This window comes from Spiroplasma endosymbiont of Glossina fuscipes fuscipes, assembly GCF_049669535.1.
GTDB lineage: Bacteria > Bacillota_I > Bacilli_A > Mycoplasmatales > Mycoplasmataceae > Spiroplasma.
This window is the reverse complement of sequence record NZ_CP187162.1, coordinates 1,179,931-1,197,824: the sequence shown is the minus strand read 5'-3', so window position 1 is coordinate 1,197,824 and position 17,894 is coordinate 1,179,931. Positions and strand designations below refer to the sequence as shown.

Below are 17,894 nucleotides of genomic sequence, written 5' to 3'. Positions count from 1 at the left end.
ATATGAAAAAATCATTATCTTTATTTGCAATATCTATTTTAGGTATTTTAGGTTTAATTATTCCTTTTATTACTTTAACAGCATTTAAACCCTTAAATCAGCAAAATTATACTGTTAATCAACAAACAACGGGAATGAATGAAACTGATTTTATTAATACAATGTTTTTACGTAGTACTTTTTTTGAAAATTGGTCTGAAACAAATTATTTTATTAATCCGACTTTAAAAACATCACAAACATTAACTTACAATGATAAATGGTATTTAGATTTTTTGAAAGATAGTTATTCAACAGGAATTTCATTTGATAAGTCTAGTGATGAGTTTATGGACTTATATAAAAATTGAGATAGTTATGCTAAACAATATAGTATTGATAAATTTTATGATGCTGACAAAAAACAATTTTTAAAAGAATTAACTAATTTTGTTTATTCATTTGCAAATAAATATAATTTAATGCAAATGTTAAATAAATTAAAAACAAATATAACTGATTTACAAGTAGTTAATTTAATTGAAGATAATTGAAAGTTGATTACTGATGTTGAAAGAGAAAAAAAGAAGGACGTTGAACAAAAACTTATATAAAAATTTTTAGACGTTATTCGAATGTAAATTATGAAATTTTAAATAGTAAAGGAATATCTGGCACATATACTAATTTAAAAGCGGTTTATCGATGAGATGGAACTGATGAACCCCAAACACCAACAATTAATCCTAATACTGGTGAAATTACAGATTGAAGTGTTGAAAATCAAAATAAAGTTAAGGATTTTTTAAATCTATATTTAGATGTTATTATTCAAGAAAATATTAGAGTTCAACAAGGTGGTAACCCTGATTATGATGATCCAAATTTAGGTAGTGAAAGAATTATTTTTGATTTTGAAATTATAGATGAAAGTTTAGTAAGAAACAGTTTTAAGTCAATTTATCGGATGATTTTAACAATTGATGAAAGAAAAAGATAATATATTTAATTTTGATGCAAATACTAATTCGTATTTGGAAAGTGGAAATATTAAATATTATGAAAAAATGAATGGACAAATTGATATTAATAAATTTCTAAAATCTTTTTTTGCTCATGCTTTAGTTCCTGTCTTTCAAAATCGTAGTAATTTTATTGAAAGTGGATATATTGATAATTTACAATATGATACTGTTTTAATTAACTTTTTTGGTTTAAAATTAGTTAATTTTAGAGATGTATTAATTGAAGAAAATAATACTAATAAAAGTCAATTTGAAAAATTATTAAATAGTATGTTTACAGTTTCGCAGAACTTTTATAAAGATTATTTACGAACAATTTTTGACTTGGAAAATAATACTTATGTACAAGGATATAATAAAAAATATGGTTTATTAGCAAATAATGGTTTTAAGATTTATCCTCGTTATTTTTATTTTTCTGATAAATATAAGCAATTAGATATTAAATTGTATTCAGCATTTAAAAATCGGTTTTATAACACAAATTATGGTAATGTATTTAATTATGATTTTTCAGTTGCAAATGATTATAATATTAATCAAAATGAGGGTTATATTTTTGAAGGTGCTTTAAAAGATAAATATGGTTTAAAATATAAAAAGATTGAAGAACAAAAAATTGGTTATAATGTTTTTGAATTGCAAGCACAAAAAGAAAATGATATGTATCGTTATTATGATTTTAATTTTGGAATTTATAACTGACAAGAGATTAATAATGGTGGGTTGTTTCCAGACGGTCAATGATGACAAGCACAATATGAAAGTTGTAGTTGATATAATATTGCGTGTCATATCAGAAATGCTGCAATTTGAGTTGTAAATAATATTCCCGGTGTTAAACAAGTGAATGAATTAGCAAGTGGTGTTGGTAAAATTTTTCAAACAATATATAGTTTTTTTAATCAAACATTTGAGGTGTGAAAATTTAGTCCAGCATTATATAACACAATAACAAATATATTCCTATTAATTATTTTTATGAAATTTGTAAGATTAATATAAAAAGGAACTTAAAAATAGTTCCTTTTTAACCTTTTCAATTTGTAATTTCACCAGTATTAGGATTAATTGTTGGTGTTTGGGGTTCATCAGTTCCATCTCATCGATAAACCGCTTTTAAATTAGTATATGTGCCAGATATTCCTTTACTATTTAAAATTTCATAATTTACATTCGAATAACGTCTAAAAATTTTTATATAAGTTTTTGTTCAACGTCCTTCTTTTTTTCTCTTTCAACATCAGTAATCAACTTTCAATTACTATTTTCTGGTGGTTGTTGTGGATTTCAAGGTTCGGGTTTATTACCCACACCGTTTTTATTGTTATTTGGTTTTTCACAACTAATTAATGTTGTTGTACTTGTTGCTGTTAATCCGATTGTTCCTAAAATGCTAAGTCATTTTTTCATATTTTACTTCTCCTTTATATATTTTACTTCTCCTTTATTAAAATTACTTGAATGCTATAATTAATCTTATCATATATCAATAATGTATTAAATAATTTTAATATTAAATTTATAAATTAATGAAAGGTATATAAATGTTATGTATAGTCATTTAAGTTTTATTGATAAGGTTAAATTGGAAAAATTATTATTATCAAAATTATTTTTAAAAAAGAATGGTGAAATAAATATTTCACAAATTGCTAAATGTTTGAACAAAAATCGTAGTACTATTTTACGAGAAATTAAGCGTTTTAAAACTATTGATGAATATAGTGCTTATAAGTCAGATAAAATGTATTATGAGAAAAGAAAAAAGAATAATAAAAGATATAAGTTTACAGAAGAACAATTAAAATTTATTAATATAAGATTTAATGTTTATCGTGATTCTCCATCACAACTTATTCATCGTTATTTTATAAAGTTTGGTATTAAATTTCCTGTTTGTGTTAAAACATTGTATAAATGAATTTATTTGGGTTTTTATGGTTTTTTAAAACAGAATTTACGTCATCGTGGTAAAAAATATAAAACAAAAGGAAAATTTGATAATCGTGGTAAATTAAATAATTTTAAATCAATATGTGAGATATTGAAAATAAAAAATCTGATGCTGGTTGATTTGAAATGGACACTGTAGTTGGTAAAAATCATCAATCTAGTTGTTTAGTTTTGGTTGAAAAATTAAGTAAAAATTACTTTGTAATGAAATTAAAAAATCATACTGCTAATGAAGTTGTGGAAAAGTTTAAAGATATTGTTATAAGTAATAATTTAATTGGAAAAATTAAAGGAATAATAACAGATAGAGGAAAAGAATTTAGTAAATGAAGAGAATTAGAAATATTTGTTGAAACACAAGTTTATTTTTGTGATCCTGGTAAACCACAACAAAAACCTTTAATTGAATATATGAATTCTGAACTTAGAGAATGATATCCTAAGGGAACTGATTTTAATAATGTTAGTCAACAAAAAATAAATTGAGTAGTTAATGTTATAAATGATAAATTAAGGCCTTGTTTAAATTGAATAAGTGCAAAAGAAATATTTTTACAGAATTTTTAAATAAATTTATTACTTAACTTAATAAATTATTTTTTAGTATGGTTAAGTTGTGTTTAAAATAAAATAAAAATTATAAATATTTTAATTTTTGAAAATTTATAATTGATTTTTTATAATTTTTGTTTTATTATTTAATTAATAAGATTTATTGCACTTCATTTTACATAATTCCCATCAAAAATACGATATATTTAAAATACTTATTAATTGTTTAAAATTAATTTTTAAACATATTGATTCATATAATTAAAAAATTTAGAAAAGTTATAAATAAATAGATTAAACCTGAATTATTTCTACAAATTTAATAATTATTTAAAAAAATGAATAAATAAACTTTTTGCTGAATTTCAATTTAAACATGGTCTTGGTCTTTCATTTATTATATTAGCTATTTCATCATAATATTGTTGTGAATTGGAATGGCAACACTTTTTAGGACACTTTTTATGTAGACTTCTGATTTCTAAATTCAACTGGAGTTAAGTAATTCAAACTACCATGAATTCGAATATTGTTGTATCAATTAATGAAATTAAATAGTTCCAACTTTAATTGTTCTAAATTTTTAAATTTTCGACCATTAATAAATTCAGTTTTAAAAGCTTTATAGGTTGTTTCAGCTACTGCGTTATCGTAAGGGCAACCTTTTGCACTTAATGATCTTTTAATATTAAATGTTAATAAAATTTCTTCAATAATTTTATTTTTAAATTCATTACCACGATCTGTATGAAACAACCTAATTTGATTTAGTGGTCATGTTATTTTATAAAATGCCTGCTGAACTAGTTCAGCAGTTTTATTTGTTCCAGCGCTATAGCCAATTACTTCACGGTTAAATAAATCAATTAGTAAGCAAATATAATGTCATTTTGAACCAACTTGAACATAGGTTAAATCGCTCACAATAACTTCATTTTGTCTTTTATTACTAAACTCACGATTTAGAATATTACTAATTTGATCATTATTTACAGGAGATTTATGATTGCGATATTTTAATTTAGTATATTTTGATACTAAATTATTTATTGCCATAATTCTTCTAATTTTTTGTCGAGATAAAATAATGTTCTTTCTTGCTAAAATAATTTTAATTTTTCTAGCACCATAAACTTTATAGCTTTCTTTAAATGCACTGATAACTTCATTTTCATAAATATTAATTTCAGTTTTAGTGATCTTATTAATTTGATAATAATACTTTGATTTTGCTATCTTTAATATTTGACACATTTTCCTCACTGAATATTTGTCTTTATTGTTAGTAATTAATATTACTTTTTGCCGATTATCAGTGCTGCTTGCTTTAAAATATCATTTTCCATTCGTAATTGTTTGTTTTCTTTTCGCAACTGAATAAGTTCATTTTCTTCAACAGAGCGATTGTCTTTAGCTTTAAAAGAACCAGAATTCTCAATTTTTTTACTCATTGATAAAGAACTGCCTTTGAAATTTTATATTCGTTAACAATTTCAATATTACTTTTACCATTTTTATATAACATTACGATTTGTTTCTTGAATTCATCGGTGTACTGGTTTTTTGCCATTTTTATATTCCTGCTTTCCTAATAATTTTAGCTTATTTTTTACAGTCTACATAAATATGGTCCAAGTTATTGAAACCTATCCAAGCTGTTGTTAAATACATACCTAACATTATTCTTTATCCTCCTTATTTTTAATTTCTTTTTTATCTTTTTTCTTTCCTTGAATTTGACGAATTTTTTGATAAATCGATAGACCAATTCAAGCAAGAATTCCTAAAATAATAACAATACTAAATATTCATGTTAACCATACTGGCATAACTTAATCCTCCTAGAAATTTAGTTCGCGCGGCACGCTTCGCGTGTTCGCTACGCTCAAAATAAACAATACAGTATTAATAACATTATCTTTTCCATACTTAGTTACTAAGGACCGCAAAATAAAATAATGTTTCTTTTCAATAAAAAATCAACTCCTTTCTGAGTTGATTTGTTGCACTTCATATTACAGTTTACAGTGATAAGTAATTATTTAATTATTTTTTTTCAAAAATGGTAAATTTTGGTAAATTAATATTTTTATCTTTTTCTTAATAAAAAAGTTTTTTAATTGCAAATTAACCTAAAAATAACCTTCGCTTGGATTTAATGGTAGAATAAAAAAGAGTTTAATCACGATTGTTAAAGGGGAATATTATGGCAGAAGTTATTTTAGAACTAAAGGCGGTTAGTAAAAAATATCATCAAAAGTATGTTTTAAAAGATATTAGTTTTACAATGCATCAACACGAAAAAATTGGTTTAATTGGGGCAAATGGTAGTGGAAAAACAACCTTGAGTGAAATTATCGCGGGAGTGCGAAAAGCTAGTAGTGGGGAAATTGTTTATCATCAACAGTTAACGATTGGGATTCAATTTCAAAATTCACAATATCCCCCGGGATTAACTCCAGCAGATATGATTAAATATTATTGTGATACTTTTAAATTAAATTTAACAGCAAGTGAAATTAAAGAACTATTAAAAACCTATCAATTAACTGCGGTAATGAAAAAAGTATTGCCAAATTATCAGGGGGTCAACAGCAACGATTAAATATTTTATTATCAGTAATTCATCAACCCCAATTAGTAATTTTAGATGAAGTTTCAACAGGATTAGATATTGCTGTTAAAGAGGTTATTTTTCAGTTTTTAGAACAAAATATTATTACTAATCAACGGGCAATGGTTTTGGTTTCTCATAATATGGAAGAAATTGAGCGGTTTTGTGATCGAATTATTTATTTAGCACCTGGTGAGATTAAAGCAGATTTACCAGTTGCAAAAGTTGTTGAACAATATGGTAGTGTTTTTAACTATACCAAGGAAATGTTTGAACTTGAACAAAATAAAGACTCTTTAAATTAAGAGTCTTTATTTTTTTATTGCTCCTTTGTTGTATTCCTCAGTAATCGCGTTTGCGGCTTTGATCTTTTCTTCTAAATTTGGATGAATTTTTAATAAACTACGGAAAATAATATCCGAAATTAAAATTTGCACAATTTTAGATGATAAAGCTGGAAAACGTTCATTTTCTTTGGTATGAACTTCAAAGAGAATTTTATGTTTAATATTGTATAGTTGGTCAGCGTTAGGATTGTTAGTAACAAGAGCAACATCAATCCCAAGTTTGTTTGCTAAAGTAATCACATTAATAATTTCATTGGTCTTTCCTGATTTACTAAAAATAATAATTAAGTCATTTTCGTCAACATTTTGCATGGTAACCATTAACGAATGAATACTTTCTGTTGTAAAGCAGTTGTAACCAATCATGTTTAAATTACTATGTAAAACACGACAGGCGAGGAATGAACTTCCAATACCAAAAGCGAAAATTCGCTTTTTAATGACAATATCATTAATTAAACGATCTAAGGCGTCTAAATCAATATTGTCAATTGTTTCATGGATACTATAAGAATAATAGACACGCATATTGTTAGCAATATCTTTTAATTTCATGGTTTCATTAGTTTTATAATTTTTGTTTAAAAAATTTAATCGTTCATAAATATGCATTTGTAATTCCTTGATATTTCTAAAACCTAAATGTTTTGCCATCCGAGTAATCGTTGATTCACTAACATAATAAGCTTTAGCTAATTCAGAAATGGTCTTACTGGTAAATAATAAAGGATTTTTGATAATTTGTTCAATAACTGATAGTTCAGTATCGGTTAGGTTAGTTTTATCATATGTTAATAGGGATAACATAGAAACTCCTTTCTTTATGATTGCCATGAAAATTATTTTCATAATACCAACTATTTTTATTTTACAACATATTAAATAAATTATAAAGTAAAAAATAATTTGCTAATTTAATTAAAAAAATAAATTATAAATTTTTAAAGAAAAATATTCTATAATAACAATATAAAATAATGAAATTCTATGAGCAGGTTTGAGTATGATAAAATTACTTTAATAGAAAAGAGTAGCACATCCAAAATGATTTTAAGTTTATCGTCACAAAATATTACATATTTAGCAATTATGCTTTTTGGTATGATTGTCGGAACATTATTATTAATCGTTTGAATTATTCAAAAAAGGCGGTTAGCAAATAGTGGGGATTACTATGCTAAAAATCATACAAAATTAGATTTGTGAACCTATATTAAGCGGAATATTGCTTTATATGGAGCATTTTTTTGTTATGTTATTGGAATATCAGCACTTTTTCTAATGGTTTCATAGAGGACAACATTATTTTAAAATTGGAGAAAATTTTATTTATAAATTTAATTTTGAAAGGAAATATTTAAAAATGAGTGAACAAGCAAAACTTAAGCCATTTGTATCACGGGCATGATGAAAACGATCAAACCAGAGGACAATGGCAACGCTAAGTAAATTAAGTAAAGCGTTCTTGTTGCCGATTGCGTTGTTGCCGATTGCCGGAATTTTCTTAGGAGTTGGGGCAACAATTTCATCAAAAGTTGACCCCGCCTCAGCAGCATGATATTTTGGAAATTTTTTAAACAAAATGGGGGATATTGCTTTTGGTAATTTACCAGTTTTATTCTGTATTTCAGTGGCAATGGCTTATACAGAAGATGCCGGAGTTGCAGCTTTAACATCAGTGGTTGGATTTTTAGTTTTTAATGCCATTCAGTTGTCATTATTAGACGAAGCATTTGCTCACATTCAATATGTTGTTTATATTGAGGGGATTGCTAATCCAATTAAAGGATTAACTGTTGATGGTTTAAAATCAGCCAGTCCAACCTTATTGACGGCTAATGAATTATTAGATTTTATGCGAAATAGCGAAATTTATCAACGATTAGTTACTGATCCGAATGCAAAAATTGTGATTGTTAGTTCAACACGGGTAGCTGATCAATTTAATTTATTATTTTATACTGGTCAAACTTGAGCAGTACAAAGTAAATTATTAACTGCTAATTTAGGGGTTAATTCATTAAATACCGGAGTTTTTGGAGGAATTTTTGTTGGAGCGATTGCTGCTTTTGCTTTTAATCGTTTTCATAAAACACAATTACCTTCAGCACTTAGTTTTTTTAGTGGAACTAAGTTAGTACCAATTATTATGTTTTTAGTGGTAATTCCGTTAGCATTTATTTTTATGATTATTTGACCATTAATTGGGACCGGATTAGCTTGATTTGGAAATAATTCAGGAAAATTACCGGTTGGGTTGGATTCATTAATTTTTGAAATTTTTGAACGTTCATTAGTACCATTTGGTCTACACCATGTTTTCTATTCACCATTATGGTGAACCCAAGGGGGGGGGAGTATGGCCGATTTAATTGCCAATGTTTTAAAAGACCCGTTAAATTATATTACTTTCTTGAAAGATTTACAAGGTGCTGGTTATATTGATGCTAGTGTTGATGTTGGAACAATGAGTGCTGCTGATGCAACAGTTGCAATTAATAGTTGAGTATCATCATTAAATGTTTCAACCATTTCAGCAGTTGGAGATCAAACAATTATGTATAAAGTTATTGCTGATCCAAACATTACCTTTAAAATGGTGGAACATATGGGCTTAAATCTTGGTCGATTCCAGGCTGGAAAATTCCCATTCATGATGTTTGGATTACCAGCTGCCGCAGCAGCAATGTGATTTAGTGTTCCGAAAGAAAATCGTAAGCAAGTAATGGGAATTTATTTTTCAGCAGCCTTTACTTGTTTCTTAACCGGAATTACAGAACCAATTGAATTTACATTCTTATTTGTTGCACCATGGTTATTCTATGGTGTTCATATGCCATTATGTGCAATTTCATTTATGTTAATGGGATTATTAAATGTTCATACATCGATGACAGTATCGGGAGGATTTATTGATTTTATTGTCTTTGGAATTATTCCGTTTGTGGCGGGAAAAGGAACAAACTTCTATTGAATTCTAGTCGTCGGAGTCCCATATATTCCGATTTACTTTGCGGCATTCTACTTCTGTATTAAATATGGAAAAGTTGGAATTCCTGGTCGTGATGGTAGTGCAAAACTATACACTAAAGCTGATTTAAAAGCAAAACAAGGTGGTAGTGGAACTAGCACAGCACCAGCGAAGGGTGATGCTGCAAAACGTGAAAAAACTCGTAAAATCATTGAATTTTTAGGAGGACCAGATAATATTACTGTTGTTGATTCATGTGCTTCACGATTACGAGTAACAGTTGTTAATAGTAGTATTGTTGATCGCGACGGGATTAAATCCTTAGGAGGAAGTACCGGAATGCTTGTTTGAGGGGAATCAGTCCAAATTGTATATGGTGGAGAACAAGAAGTTATTAAACCATACATGCGAGAATTATTAGCGGAAATGCGTAAGGAACAAAAAACAGCAATTCCGAATGGACAAAGTCCAAAAACTAAATAAATTTTAAAAAACATTAATATTTTTAATTAATGTTTTTTTTGTCTATTTTATCAAAACTGATTTTATGATAAAATTATAATATGTAAAAATGGAGTGGAAAATAATGACATCAATTTTTGAATATCCCAAACAGGAATTACAATTAGATTTAGTGGCCCATGGTTTTAAAAAGTATTTAGCAGAGCAAATCTTTGATTGAGTATATGTTAAAAACATATATTCTTTTGATGAGATGACAAATATTTCAAAACCAGATCGAATTAAGTTACAAGAACATTATACAATTGAACCATTAAAAATTGCCGTACAACAGCAATCAAAAGATGGGACAGTTAAATTTTTATTTGAATTAGCTGATGGCTATAAAATTGAAACGGTATTAATGCCGCAAAGTTATGGGAATTCTGTTTGCGTTACAACTCAAGTTGGTTGTAATATGGCGTGTACATTTTGTGCATTAGGATTATTGAAAAAAACGCGGAATTTATTAACCGCTGAAATTGTCCAACAAGTAATGATGGTTAATCGTTATTTAGCAACAACGGGAGAGCGTGTTAGTCATATTGTGGTAATGGGAATTGGTGAACCATTAGATAATTTTGAAAATGTTATTAATTTCGTTAACATTATTAATGATTCAAAAGGTTATCAAATTGGCGCGCGTCATATTACAATTTCAACTTGTGGGTTAATTCCAAAAATTAGACAATTTGCTGATTTAAAAATGCAAGTAAACTTAGCAATTTCATTACATGCTCCGAATAATACAATTCGAAATCAATTAATGCCAATTAATAAAGCGTACCCAGTTGAAAATTAATGGATGTTGTTCGTTATTATATTGAGCAGACTAATCGTCGGGTTACATTTGAATATATTTTAATTGAAGATGTTAATGATAGTCGCGAGGTTGCCTTAGAATTAGCAAAATTAATTCGGGGGTTGAATGCTTATGTTAACTTAATTCCGTATAATACCGTTGCTGAAAATGGTTATCAACGAAGTACTAAAATTAATCAATTTTTTGAAACATTACAACAACAAAAAATTAACTGTATTGTTCGTCGAGAATTTGGGCACGATATTGATGCTGCTTGTGGTCAGTTACGTGCTAAAAATGAAGGGATTATTAGAAAATAATTATGCAAATACGCTTTGGATACAAAACAGATATTGGGGCTTACCGGAGTAGTAATCAAGATTACTTTGATTTTGCAAATAATAGTTTTAATAATTATATTGCTATTGTTTGTGATGGAATGGGAGGTCATCAACACGGAGAAGTTGCTAGTAAAATGGCTGTTGATAGTTTAGTTGCCCATTTTAAACGAACAAATTTTAATAATTTAACAGATGAAGAAATTAATAAATGATTTCGGCAAACGATTTTATCAATTCAAGAGGAAATGGTTGCATATGCGCAAATTTATCCTGATACAAGTGATATGGGAACAACTGTCGTGGCGGCTTTAATTGCGAATGAAAAAGTATATGTTATTAATATTGGTGATTCACGGTTATATAAGTTACATTATGATAAAATTTATCAAATTACCACAGATCAAAATATAGAAAATTCAACAGAATATCGTGAGAAACAAGAATTAGAGTTTCAAGGTCAATATAAAAAACAGTATAATATGCATACCTTTTGAAAAGTTTTAACAAGTGCCTTAGGGCCAACTAAGACTTTAAAAATTGATACATATGTCATTGAAGATATTAAAGGACAATATTTATTATCAACTGATGGTATTCATGATTATATTGATGAGAGTGATATTGTTGAAAGTTTAAAATCAGCAAATAAACTAAATGATAAAGTTAAAATTTTAATTGATCGTGCGCTTGAAAATTTATCAACGGATAATTTAACGGGAATTATCTTTGAAATAACAGATTAAACCCTGTTATTTTTTTCTTTTGTTCGTTTTTATGTTATGATGTTTACAAGTTGAAGATAATTCAAAATAAGGGTGCGGAAGATGGAACAAATTACAGTTGGAACTATGTTATATAATCGTTATCAGATTTTAGCTAAAATTGCCGACGGGGGAATGGCCGAGGTTTTTGAAGGATATGATACGTTATTAAAGCGATATGTTGCGATTAAAATTATGGCTTTATCGTTATCAAAAAATAAGGAAGCTGTTGATCGTTTTAATAAAGAATACAATTCTATTGCCCAATTTTCCCACAAAAATGTTGTTAAGGTTTATGGGTCTTTTGAAGCTTATGATCGGCATTGTTTAGTGTTAGAATTAGTAAAAGGTTATACTTTAAAAGACCGTTTATTAACATTAGGGCCTTGCACTGTTAAAGAACTGTTATATTTCTTTGATGAAATTAATTTAGCTATTACTGAAGCGCATCAAAATGATATTATTCATCGGGATATTAAACCAGAAAATATTTTAATTTCATATGATGGCAAAATTAAAGTTGCTGATTTTGGGGTAGCAATTTTAGAAAATAGTGAGGACTTAGAATCGGGCAAAATTATTGGAACATCAAAATATATGGCTCCAGAAATTGTACAATCAAGACCAGCTAGTCGTCGGAGTGATATTTATGCCTTAGGGATTATGCTGTATGAATTAGCGGTTGGAATGGCCCCCTTTGTTGGTAAAAATCCAACTTTTGTTGCTGTAAAACATGTTAAAGAATTACCTTTACGTCCCCGCTTGATAAATCCAGCATTACCACAAAGTTTAGAAAATGTGATTTTAAAGGCTATTGCAAAAGATCCAACAGAACGGTTTCAAACGGTTGCTGAATTTAATGTTAGTTTACAAGCAGTTGAAAATCCTGAGCACCAACATGATAAACCATTAAAATTGCGTAATTACCTTGAAGTCAAAGGAAAACGGGGTAAAGTTCAAGACCGTTATTATTCTTATCCGCGGTTTTTACGAATTAAAGTTGCTTTTTGATTAATTTTATTACTTGTCGCATTCTTAACAACAATGATATGTCTTTGCTTGTTATTGCCGAGGTAGAATTATATGCATCAAGCAGGAATGATTGTTCAAATTATTAGTGAATTTTGTTATGTTAAGAATAATGCTGACCACCAAATTTATGTTTGTAAAGCAAAAGGAATTTTTCGCCATCAAGAAATTAAACCAGTTGTTGGTGATTATGTTCAGTTTGAAAAACAAGATGACAAGCAAGGAATTATTTATCAAATTGTCCCCCGTAAAAATGAACTATACCGCCCCCGAATTGCAAATGTTGATCAAGTCATTATTATTACGGCAATTGCTGAACCAACCTTTAATTCATATTTATTAAACAAATATTTAGCTTTTATTGAATATAAAGGTTTAAAACCAGTAATTGTTTTTACAAAAAAAGATTTAATTACATCTGGTCAACTTTATCAAAAATATTTTAACTGGTATCCACAGTTAGGTTATGAAGTTTATTTTATTAGTAATAAAGTTAATGATAAAAAAACATGACATCAATTTGAACAAATTTTTCAAAATAAGATTTCTGTTTTTACTGGGCAAACCGGAAGTGGGAAATCATCAACATTAAATACCTTATTACAAGATGAGGTTATAAAAACCCAAGAAATCTCAAAAGCATTAGGACGGGGAAAACACACAACAACAACTAGTGCTTTATATGAATTATTAGATGGGATGATTGCTGATACGCCGGGTTTTTCAACCTTTGAGTTAAAAGATTATCAAAAAACAGGATTGGCAAGGGCTTATCATCTTTTTGCCCAGTATGCAAATGAATGTAAGTTTCGTACTTGTTTGCACTTGCACGAGCCACATTGTAAAATAAAATCATTAGTAGAAAAACAAGTAATTCCACACTTTTTTTATAATGATTATGTGCGAATTATGCAAGAACAATAGAAAGAGGTTATGATGAAAAAGTATTTTGTTGCTCCAAGTGTTTTAAGTGCTAATTATTTAGCTTTAAAAGATGATTTAACAGCCATCACAGCTGCAGGAGCGGAGTGAATTCATTTTGATGTAATGGATGGAGATTTTGTTCCAAATTTAACATTTGGACCAAAAATTTTAGCGGATATTAAAAGCTATACTGATTTACATCTTGACTGTCATTTAATGGTTAAAATTAAAAATAGTAGTGTCGAAGATTATTTAGCACCCTTTGTTAAAGCTGGGGCTTCATCAATTACCTTACATTATGAAGCTTTAACCCTAGTACAACTAACAGAATTTTTAGCATTGCGAACAAAATTGAAAATAAAAATTGGATTGGCCCTTAAACCAGCAACACCATTGGCAGTAATTTTACCGTATCTTGCGCAATTAGATTTAGTGTTAATTATGACTGTTGAACCTGGTTTTGGCGAACAACAATTTCTTCCTGAAGCAGCAAAAAAAATTAAGGAATTACGAACATATCTTGACCAACATCAATATGCAACCTTAATTGAAGTTGATGGGGGAATTAATGAACAAACAGCATTAATTTGTAAAAACTATGGGGTTGATGTGTTAGCGGCGGGGAGTTACTTATTTGGTCACCTCGATTTACCAACTCGTTTACAAGGATTATTAGCTAATGAAACCAACTAAAGTACTAATTGTTTGTTCAGAAACTAAATTAGATTTAAAACAATACCATGATTATTGCAAAATTGGGGTTGAACGCGGATGTTTGGATTTAATCAAAGCTTTTAATCAGATTGATTTAGTATGCTGTGATCAAGATAGTTTACAAGATGATGAATTAGCTTTTATTACTAGCAAGGCCAAAGCAGTAATGGAAATTTCACAAGTTAAAGATTATATTGATGGTGAAATTGCAATTCAAGAAGCGTTAAAGTTAAATCCAATCGAAATTGTTTTAGTTGCACAAGGTCATCGTTTTGATATGCAATTGAGCTGTCTTAACTTTATTTATCGTTATAATGTTATTTTTATTAATGATCATACCTATGCTTATTTATTACAACCAGGAATGAATGAGGTTATCAGAAATCCAGATTATCGCTATTTTTCATTATTTGCTTTACAAACAGCAGCGGTAACAATTACTAATTTAAAATATAATGTTGAAAATTTAACATTAGTTGGATTATCTGCTAATGCAATTAGTAATGAATTTGTTAGCGCAACTGGTAATGTTGATGTTCTAGCGGGTCAAGTTGTGGCAATTTATAGCAAGTAAAAAATCGGTAATATTTACCGATTTTTGTTTTTGTTTTAAATTGGTACCCATGATCGGGCTCGAACCGATATGAATTTCTTCGGTAGATTTTGAGTCTACTGCGTCTGCCAATTCCGCCACATGGGCATTTACACATACCAATTTAATTTTATCGTATTTTACAAAAAAAGTAAGAATAAATTTTAAAATTTATTCTTACTTTTTTCATTATTTTTCAAATATTCGCTGGTTCTTTGTTATTGAGCAATTTGTCCTTTACGTTTTAATGTTTTTAACGTTCTTGTTGCTACACGTAATGTTTTAACTTCACCATCAACAACAATGCGAACTTTTTGTAAATTAACATTTCATTTACGACGTGTTGCATTTAACGCATGTGAACGTTTGTTTCCTGATAAAGCACCTTTGCCAGTAATTGCACATTTTCTTGCCATGATTTCACTCCTTTATATCTACATACTATAAAATAGTAGCGAATTTTAGATTTAAAAGCAAGAAAAAATTAATTTTTTTTTAAATTTTTTTATTTTAGGGTTTTTAAAATTAAACCCAAAATTATTGGTAGTTTTATTGTTATAATACTAGTAGATATTAAAACCAACTATGAATTAAAACTATAATAACAAGTAAAATTAAAATCTGAGGTGATAGAGAAGAGATGAAAAGAGCGAGTGTTTTTTAGCGCTGGGTAGTATTTTATTAATTATTATTGGTATTAGTATGTTTGTTACAAAAGAAGAATTGTTTGCAACTGCTGTCTTTATTCTTATTAGTGGGGTTACTGGGATTGCTGTTTTTTTGATTTATCTTTTATTTTGGTTGAATTGAACCTAAAAACACCAATTATAGCAAGACAGATCAAATTATTGTGACTAATAAAAAACCGTTAAATCAAGACTTTAAAAATAAAAATTATTATTGAGATATAGCAGATAAACTAAATGCTTTTTGTATTTATACAATTTATTATTTTAAAAGAAATATTGACAAAATTGAAGAACAATTAATTCAACGCGCCAATACAATGACCAATTTTGATACTAGTAAGCAAGAACAAAAATCTTGGAAATTTAATTTACTAATTATTCAAAATTTGTTATTAGATAGTAAATTGCCAGATGATGTGTTAATTGTTTTTGAATGAATTCAAAAAAATCAAACCCGAATTGATATTACTTTATTAGCCGTTGATAAAAATAATAAACGCAATATTATAACAATTGAAATAAAAAATTGATCAGCGCGTTCCACGGGTTGAAATATTTATTGGGAAAAAAATCAAGCTCGCAACCGCAATCCGCATCCTTATCATAAAGCAGAAAAACAATATCTTGCAATAAGGATTAAATAGTATTATCAATTTGAAATCATGTGCATATTTGCCTTTATATGATTTTCCAAGAAAGGATATCCGGATTTTTAATAAAAATGATGAGTTAATTTTTAATCCGGAAATTATTAATAAACTAAATAAAAATGAAGGAATTTATAAGGATGTTAAGTTAATTTTACAAAATAATCGGAATGTCTTAATTGATAAAATTCAAACTATGTTTGAAAATGGCCAGGGAAAGATGGTCATCAAAGTATTAGTAGATTAGCTATTTTTCTAAATTATCATATGGAGTTAATGCATTAAATGTGTTAATTTTTAAAGCCATCTGTAATAATAATTTAAATAATAAATTTAAATTGTAATATCAGTTCTTTTATTATAAATAAAAATTGCTTAGAAAATATTTTGATTAGAAGATATAGAATCCATTTCATAAGGGGGGATAATTATGAAAAGTAAAAAGGAACAATTAAACCCTTCATTTTTTGCTTTAATTATCTTTTTATTGCAGATGATAAGATGATAATTAGCCTTATTTTATAGTAAAATTATTTATGCAGGAGGAAATTATTATGATTGAGATGACAGTTAAAAAATCAAGTGAACAAGGTAACAATCATTATTCATTTACACAAACTTTATCATTTGAAAATACAATTGGTGGAAAACGTGATCAAAAAGCATTAAACCATAGTATTGCTCATTCAATAGCTTCTTTAAGAGTACAAAATGGTTTTTCTTGAGAGGATGTTAATGAATATATCAAAATTAAAGATCTTTCAGCAAAAGAAGAAATTGATACAAAAGACTTTGTATCAAAAAACAAGGAATTAATATTAGCAGAAGAAAAAACATTAGATGGGCTTGTTAGTGCTAGTCATATGTTGACTAATCTAGATGATTTTTTTAAATAATAGCAGAGAAAGAAAACGGAAATTAATAATTTTAATTAAGAAAATATAATAAATTTATTGCTTTATTGTATTTTTTCGCTATAATTATTAATGTTAATTTAGTTTAGTGGTGATTTTTATGATTGAAAAAGTTAATGTAACTGAAATATCAGACTTAGTTTATGCAGCAGTGATTACTGTTCCGGGTGTTGCTGGTTTTGCCAAGGCTGATGAAGCAGAAAACAGCGAAGAAAACGTTACAATGCTTCTTAAAGATTATTCACAATCAATTAAATTGAGACAAGATGGTCGTAATTTTTATATTGATATTTTTCTTATCTTACTTGAAGGAGTGAATATTAAAGATATCGCTTGAGAAATACAGATTAGAATCAAGTATGAATTAGAAAAAATGGATGTTTGCTCAAACGATGTTATGATTTACGTTAATGTAAATATTCAAGATTTATTAATTTAACAAATTTATTAACAACGAGATATTAGAACGATGCAAGATTTACAATTATATCACTTAAGAGAATTAAAAAAGGGAAAAGTAATTAGATGAAAAATGT

Annotated in this window: 18 protein-coding genes, 1 tRNA gene and 6 pseudogenes; 17 read left to right on the top strand and 8 right to left on the bottom strand. The window is 27.6% G+C overall.

Going from position 1 to position 17,894, the window contains the following annotated elements:
• Window positions 1–2: 2 nt before the first annotated feature.
• Window positions 3–593, top strand: coding sequence for a spiroplasma phage ORF1-like family protein (locus ACOBWH_RS07210; protein ID WP_424526300.1), 591 nt, complete (start codon window positions 3–5; stop codon window positions 591–593).
• Window positions 530–2,009, top strand: a pseudogene (locus tag ACOBWH_RS07205) (spiroplasma phage ORF1-like family protein). Before ACOBWH_RS07210 ends, ACOBWH_RS07205 begins: the two are co-directional and overlap by 64 nt.
• A gap of 25 nt (window positions 2,010–2,034) precedes the next feature.
• On the opposite strand, the gene ACOBWH_RS07200 reads toward ACOBWH_RS07205, so the two are convergent.
• Window positions 2,035–2,265 (bottom strand): hypothetical protein, encoded by a 231-nt coding sequence (locus ACOBWH_RS07200; protein ID WP_424526299.1) that lies wholly within the window; start codon window positions 2,263–2,265, stop codon window positions 2,035–2,037.
• Window positions 2,202–2,417: a lipoprotein gene (locus tag ACOBWH_RS07195; protein ID WP_424526298.1), complete on the bottom strand. Its 216-nt coding sequence runs from the start codon at window positions 2,415–2,417 to the stop codon at window positions 2,202–2,204. The genes ACOBWH_RS07200 and ACOBWH_RS07195 overlap by 64 nt, the downstream gene beginning before the upstream one ends.
• Before the next feature lie 139 nt (window positions 2,418–2,556).
• Here ACOBWH_RS07195 and ACOBWH_RS07190 point away from each other — a divergent pair.
• Window positions 2,557–3,527: pseudogene (locus ACOBWH_RS07190) on the top strand (IS30 family transposase).
• 311 nt (window positions 3,528–3,838) lie between these two features.
• Here the strand turns inward: ACOBWH_RS07190 and ACOBWH_RS07185 are convergent.
• The 3 genes and pseudogenes from ACOBWH_RS07185 to ACOBWH_RS07175 all read right to left on the bottom strand — a co-directional run.
• Window positions 3,839–3,943: pseudogene (locus ACOBWH_RS07185) on the bottom strand (IS30 family transposase); the annotation flags it as partial.
• Between the two features lie 31 nt (window positions 3,944–3,974).
• Window positions 3,975–5,082: pseudogene (locus ACOBWH_RS07180) on the bottom strand (IS3 family transposase).
• Window positions 5,083–5,191: 109 nt separating this feature from the next.
• Entirely contained in the window at window positions 5,192–5,341 is a 150-nt protein-coding gene (locus tag ACOBWH_RS07175) for a hypothetical protein (RefSeq protein ID WP_004027866.1), read from the bottom strand.
• A gap of 377 nt (window positions 5,342–5,718) precedes the next feature.
• Between ACOBWH_RS07175 and ACOBWH_RS07170 the strand changes: the two are divergent.
• Window positions 5,719–6,110 (top strand): annotated as a pseudogene (locus tag ACOBWH_RS07170) (ATP-binding cassette domain-containing protein); the annotation flags it as partial.
• 159 nt (window positions 6,111–6,269) lie between these two features.
• A complete protein-coding gene (locus ACOBWH_RS07165; RefSeq protein WP_424527468.1) occupies window positions 6,270–6,431 on the top strand; it encodes a hypothetical protein in 162 nt (53 codons plus the stop codon).
• 6 nt (window positions 6,432–6,437) lie between these two features.
• On the opposite strand, the gene ACOBWH_RS07160 is transcribed toward ACOBWH_RS07165, so the two are convergent.
• The gene (locus tag ACOBWH_RS07160; RefSeq protein ID WP_424526297.1) at window positions 6,438–7,280 is read right to left on the bottom strand and encodes a MurR/RpiR family transcriptional regulator; all 843 of its coding nucleotides are present in this window, start codon (window positions 7,278–7,280) and stop codon (window positions 6,438–6,440) included.
• A 237-nt stretch (window positions 7,281–7,517) separates the two neighbouring features.
• Between ACOBWH_RS07160 and ACOBWH_RS07155 the strand changes: the two genes are divergently transcribed.
• The 8 genes and pseudogenes from ACOBWH_RS07155 to ACOBWH_RS07120 all read left to right on the top strand — a co-directional run bounded on the left by ACOBWH_RS07155 (window position 7,518) and on the right by ACOBWH_RS07120 (window position 15,090).
• Window positions 7,518–7,766, top strand: a complete 249-nt coding sequence (locus ACOBWH_RS07155; RefSeq protein ID WP_424526296.1) for a hypothetical protein — start codon at window positions 7,518–7,520, stop codon at window positions 7,764–7,766.
• A gap of 70 nt (window positions 7,767–7,836) precedes the next feature.
• Window positions 7,837–9,927, top strand: a complete 2,091-nt coding sequence (locus tag ACOBWH_RS07150) for a PTS transporter subunit EIIC (protein ID WP_424526295.1) — start codon at window positions 7,837–7,839, stop codon at window positions 9,925–9,927.
• Between the two features lie 103 nt (window positions 9,928–10,030).
• Window positions 10,031–11,067: pseudogene (rlmN, locus tag ACOBWH_RS07145) on the top strand (23S rRNA (adenine(2503)-C(2))-methyltransferase RlmN).
• A gap of 2 nt (window positions 11,068–11,069) precedes the next feature.
• Entirely contained in the window at window positions 11,070–11,831 is a 762-nt protein-coding gene (locus ACOBWH_RS07140) for a PP2C family protein-serine/threonine phosphatase (protein WP_424526294.1), read from the top strand.
• Between the two features lie 81 nt (window positions 11,832–11,912).
• Entirely contained in the window at window positions 11,913–12,926 is a 1,014-nt protein-coding gene (locus ACOBWH_RS07135) for a serine/threonine protein kinase (RefSeq protein ID WP_424526293.1), read from the top strand.
• Window positions 12,927–12,932: 6 nt separating this feature from the next.
• Window positions 12,933–13,802, top strand: coding sequence for a ribosome small subunit-dependent GTPase A (gene rsgA / locus ACOBWH_RS07130; protein ID WP_424526292.1), 870 nt, complete (start codon window positions 12,933–12,935; stop codon window positions 13,800–13,802).
• Window positions 13,803–13,811: 9 nt separating this feature from the next.
• On the top strand, window positions 13,812–14,495 hold the full coding sequence (rpe, locus tag ACOBWH_RS07125) for a ribulose-phosphate 3-epimerase (protein ID WP_424526291.1): 684 nt from the start codon (window positions 13,812–13,814) through the stop codon (window positions 14,493–14,495).
• Complete coding sequence (locus tag ACOBWH_RS07120) at window positions 14,482–15,090, top strand: thiamine diphosphokinase (RefSeq protein ID WP_424526290.1); 609 nt, start codon at window positions 14,482–14,484, stop codon at window positions 15,088–15,090. Before rpe ends, ACOBWH_RS07120 begins: the two co-directional genes overlap by 14 nt.
• A 41-nt stretch (window positions 15,091–15,131) precedes the next feature.
• Here ACOBWH_RS07120 and ACOBWH_RS07115 read toward each other — a convergent pair.
• Window positions 15,132–15,216: transfer RNA gene (locus ACOBWH_RS07115), tRNA-Leu, on the bottom strand.
• A gap of 110 nt (window positions 15,217–15,326) precedes the next feature.
• The gene (rpmB, locus tag ACOBWH_RS07110) at window positions 15,327–15,524 is read right to left on the bottom strand and encodes a 50S ribosomal protein L28 (RefSeq protein ID WP_070407057.1); all 198 of its coding nucleotides are present in this window, start codon (window positions 15,522–15,524) and stop codon (window positions 15,327–15,329) included.
• Between the two features lie 353 nt (window positions 15,525–15,877).
• Here rpmB and ACOBWH_RS07105 point away from each other — a divergent pair, with 353 nt between their 5' ends.
• The 4 genes from ACOBWH_RS07105 (at window position 15,878) to ACOBWH_RS07090 (ending at window position 17,797) form a co-directional block, all read left to right on the top strand.
• A complete protein-coding gene (locus ACOBWH_RS07105) occupies window positions 15,878–16,441 on the top strand; it encodes a hypothetical protein (RefSeq protein WP_424526289.1) in 564 nt (187 codons plus the stop codon).
• Between the two features lie 10 nt (window positions 16,442–16,451).
• The gene (locus tag ACOBWH_RS07100; RefSeq protein WP_424526288.1) at window positions 16,452–16,691 is read left to right on the top strand and encodes a hypothetical protein; all 240 of its coding nucleotides are present in this window, start codon (window positions 16,452–16,454) and stop codon (window positions 16,689–16,691) included.
• Between the two features lie 307 nt (window positions 16,692–16,998).
• Entirely contained in the window at window positions 16,999–17,340 is a 342-nt protein-coding gene (locus ACOBWH_RS07095) for a hypothetical protein (RefSeq protein ID WP_424526287.1), read from the top strand.
• Between the two features lie 118 nt (window positions 17,341–17,458).
• A complete protein-coding gene (locus tag ACOBWH_RS07090) occupies window positions 17,459–17,797 on the top strand; it encodes an Asp23/Gls24 family envelope stress response protein (RefSeq protein WP_424526286.1) in 339 nt (112 codons plus the stop codon).
• The last annotated feature ends 97 nt before the right edge of the window (window positions 17,798–17,894 follow it).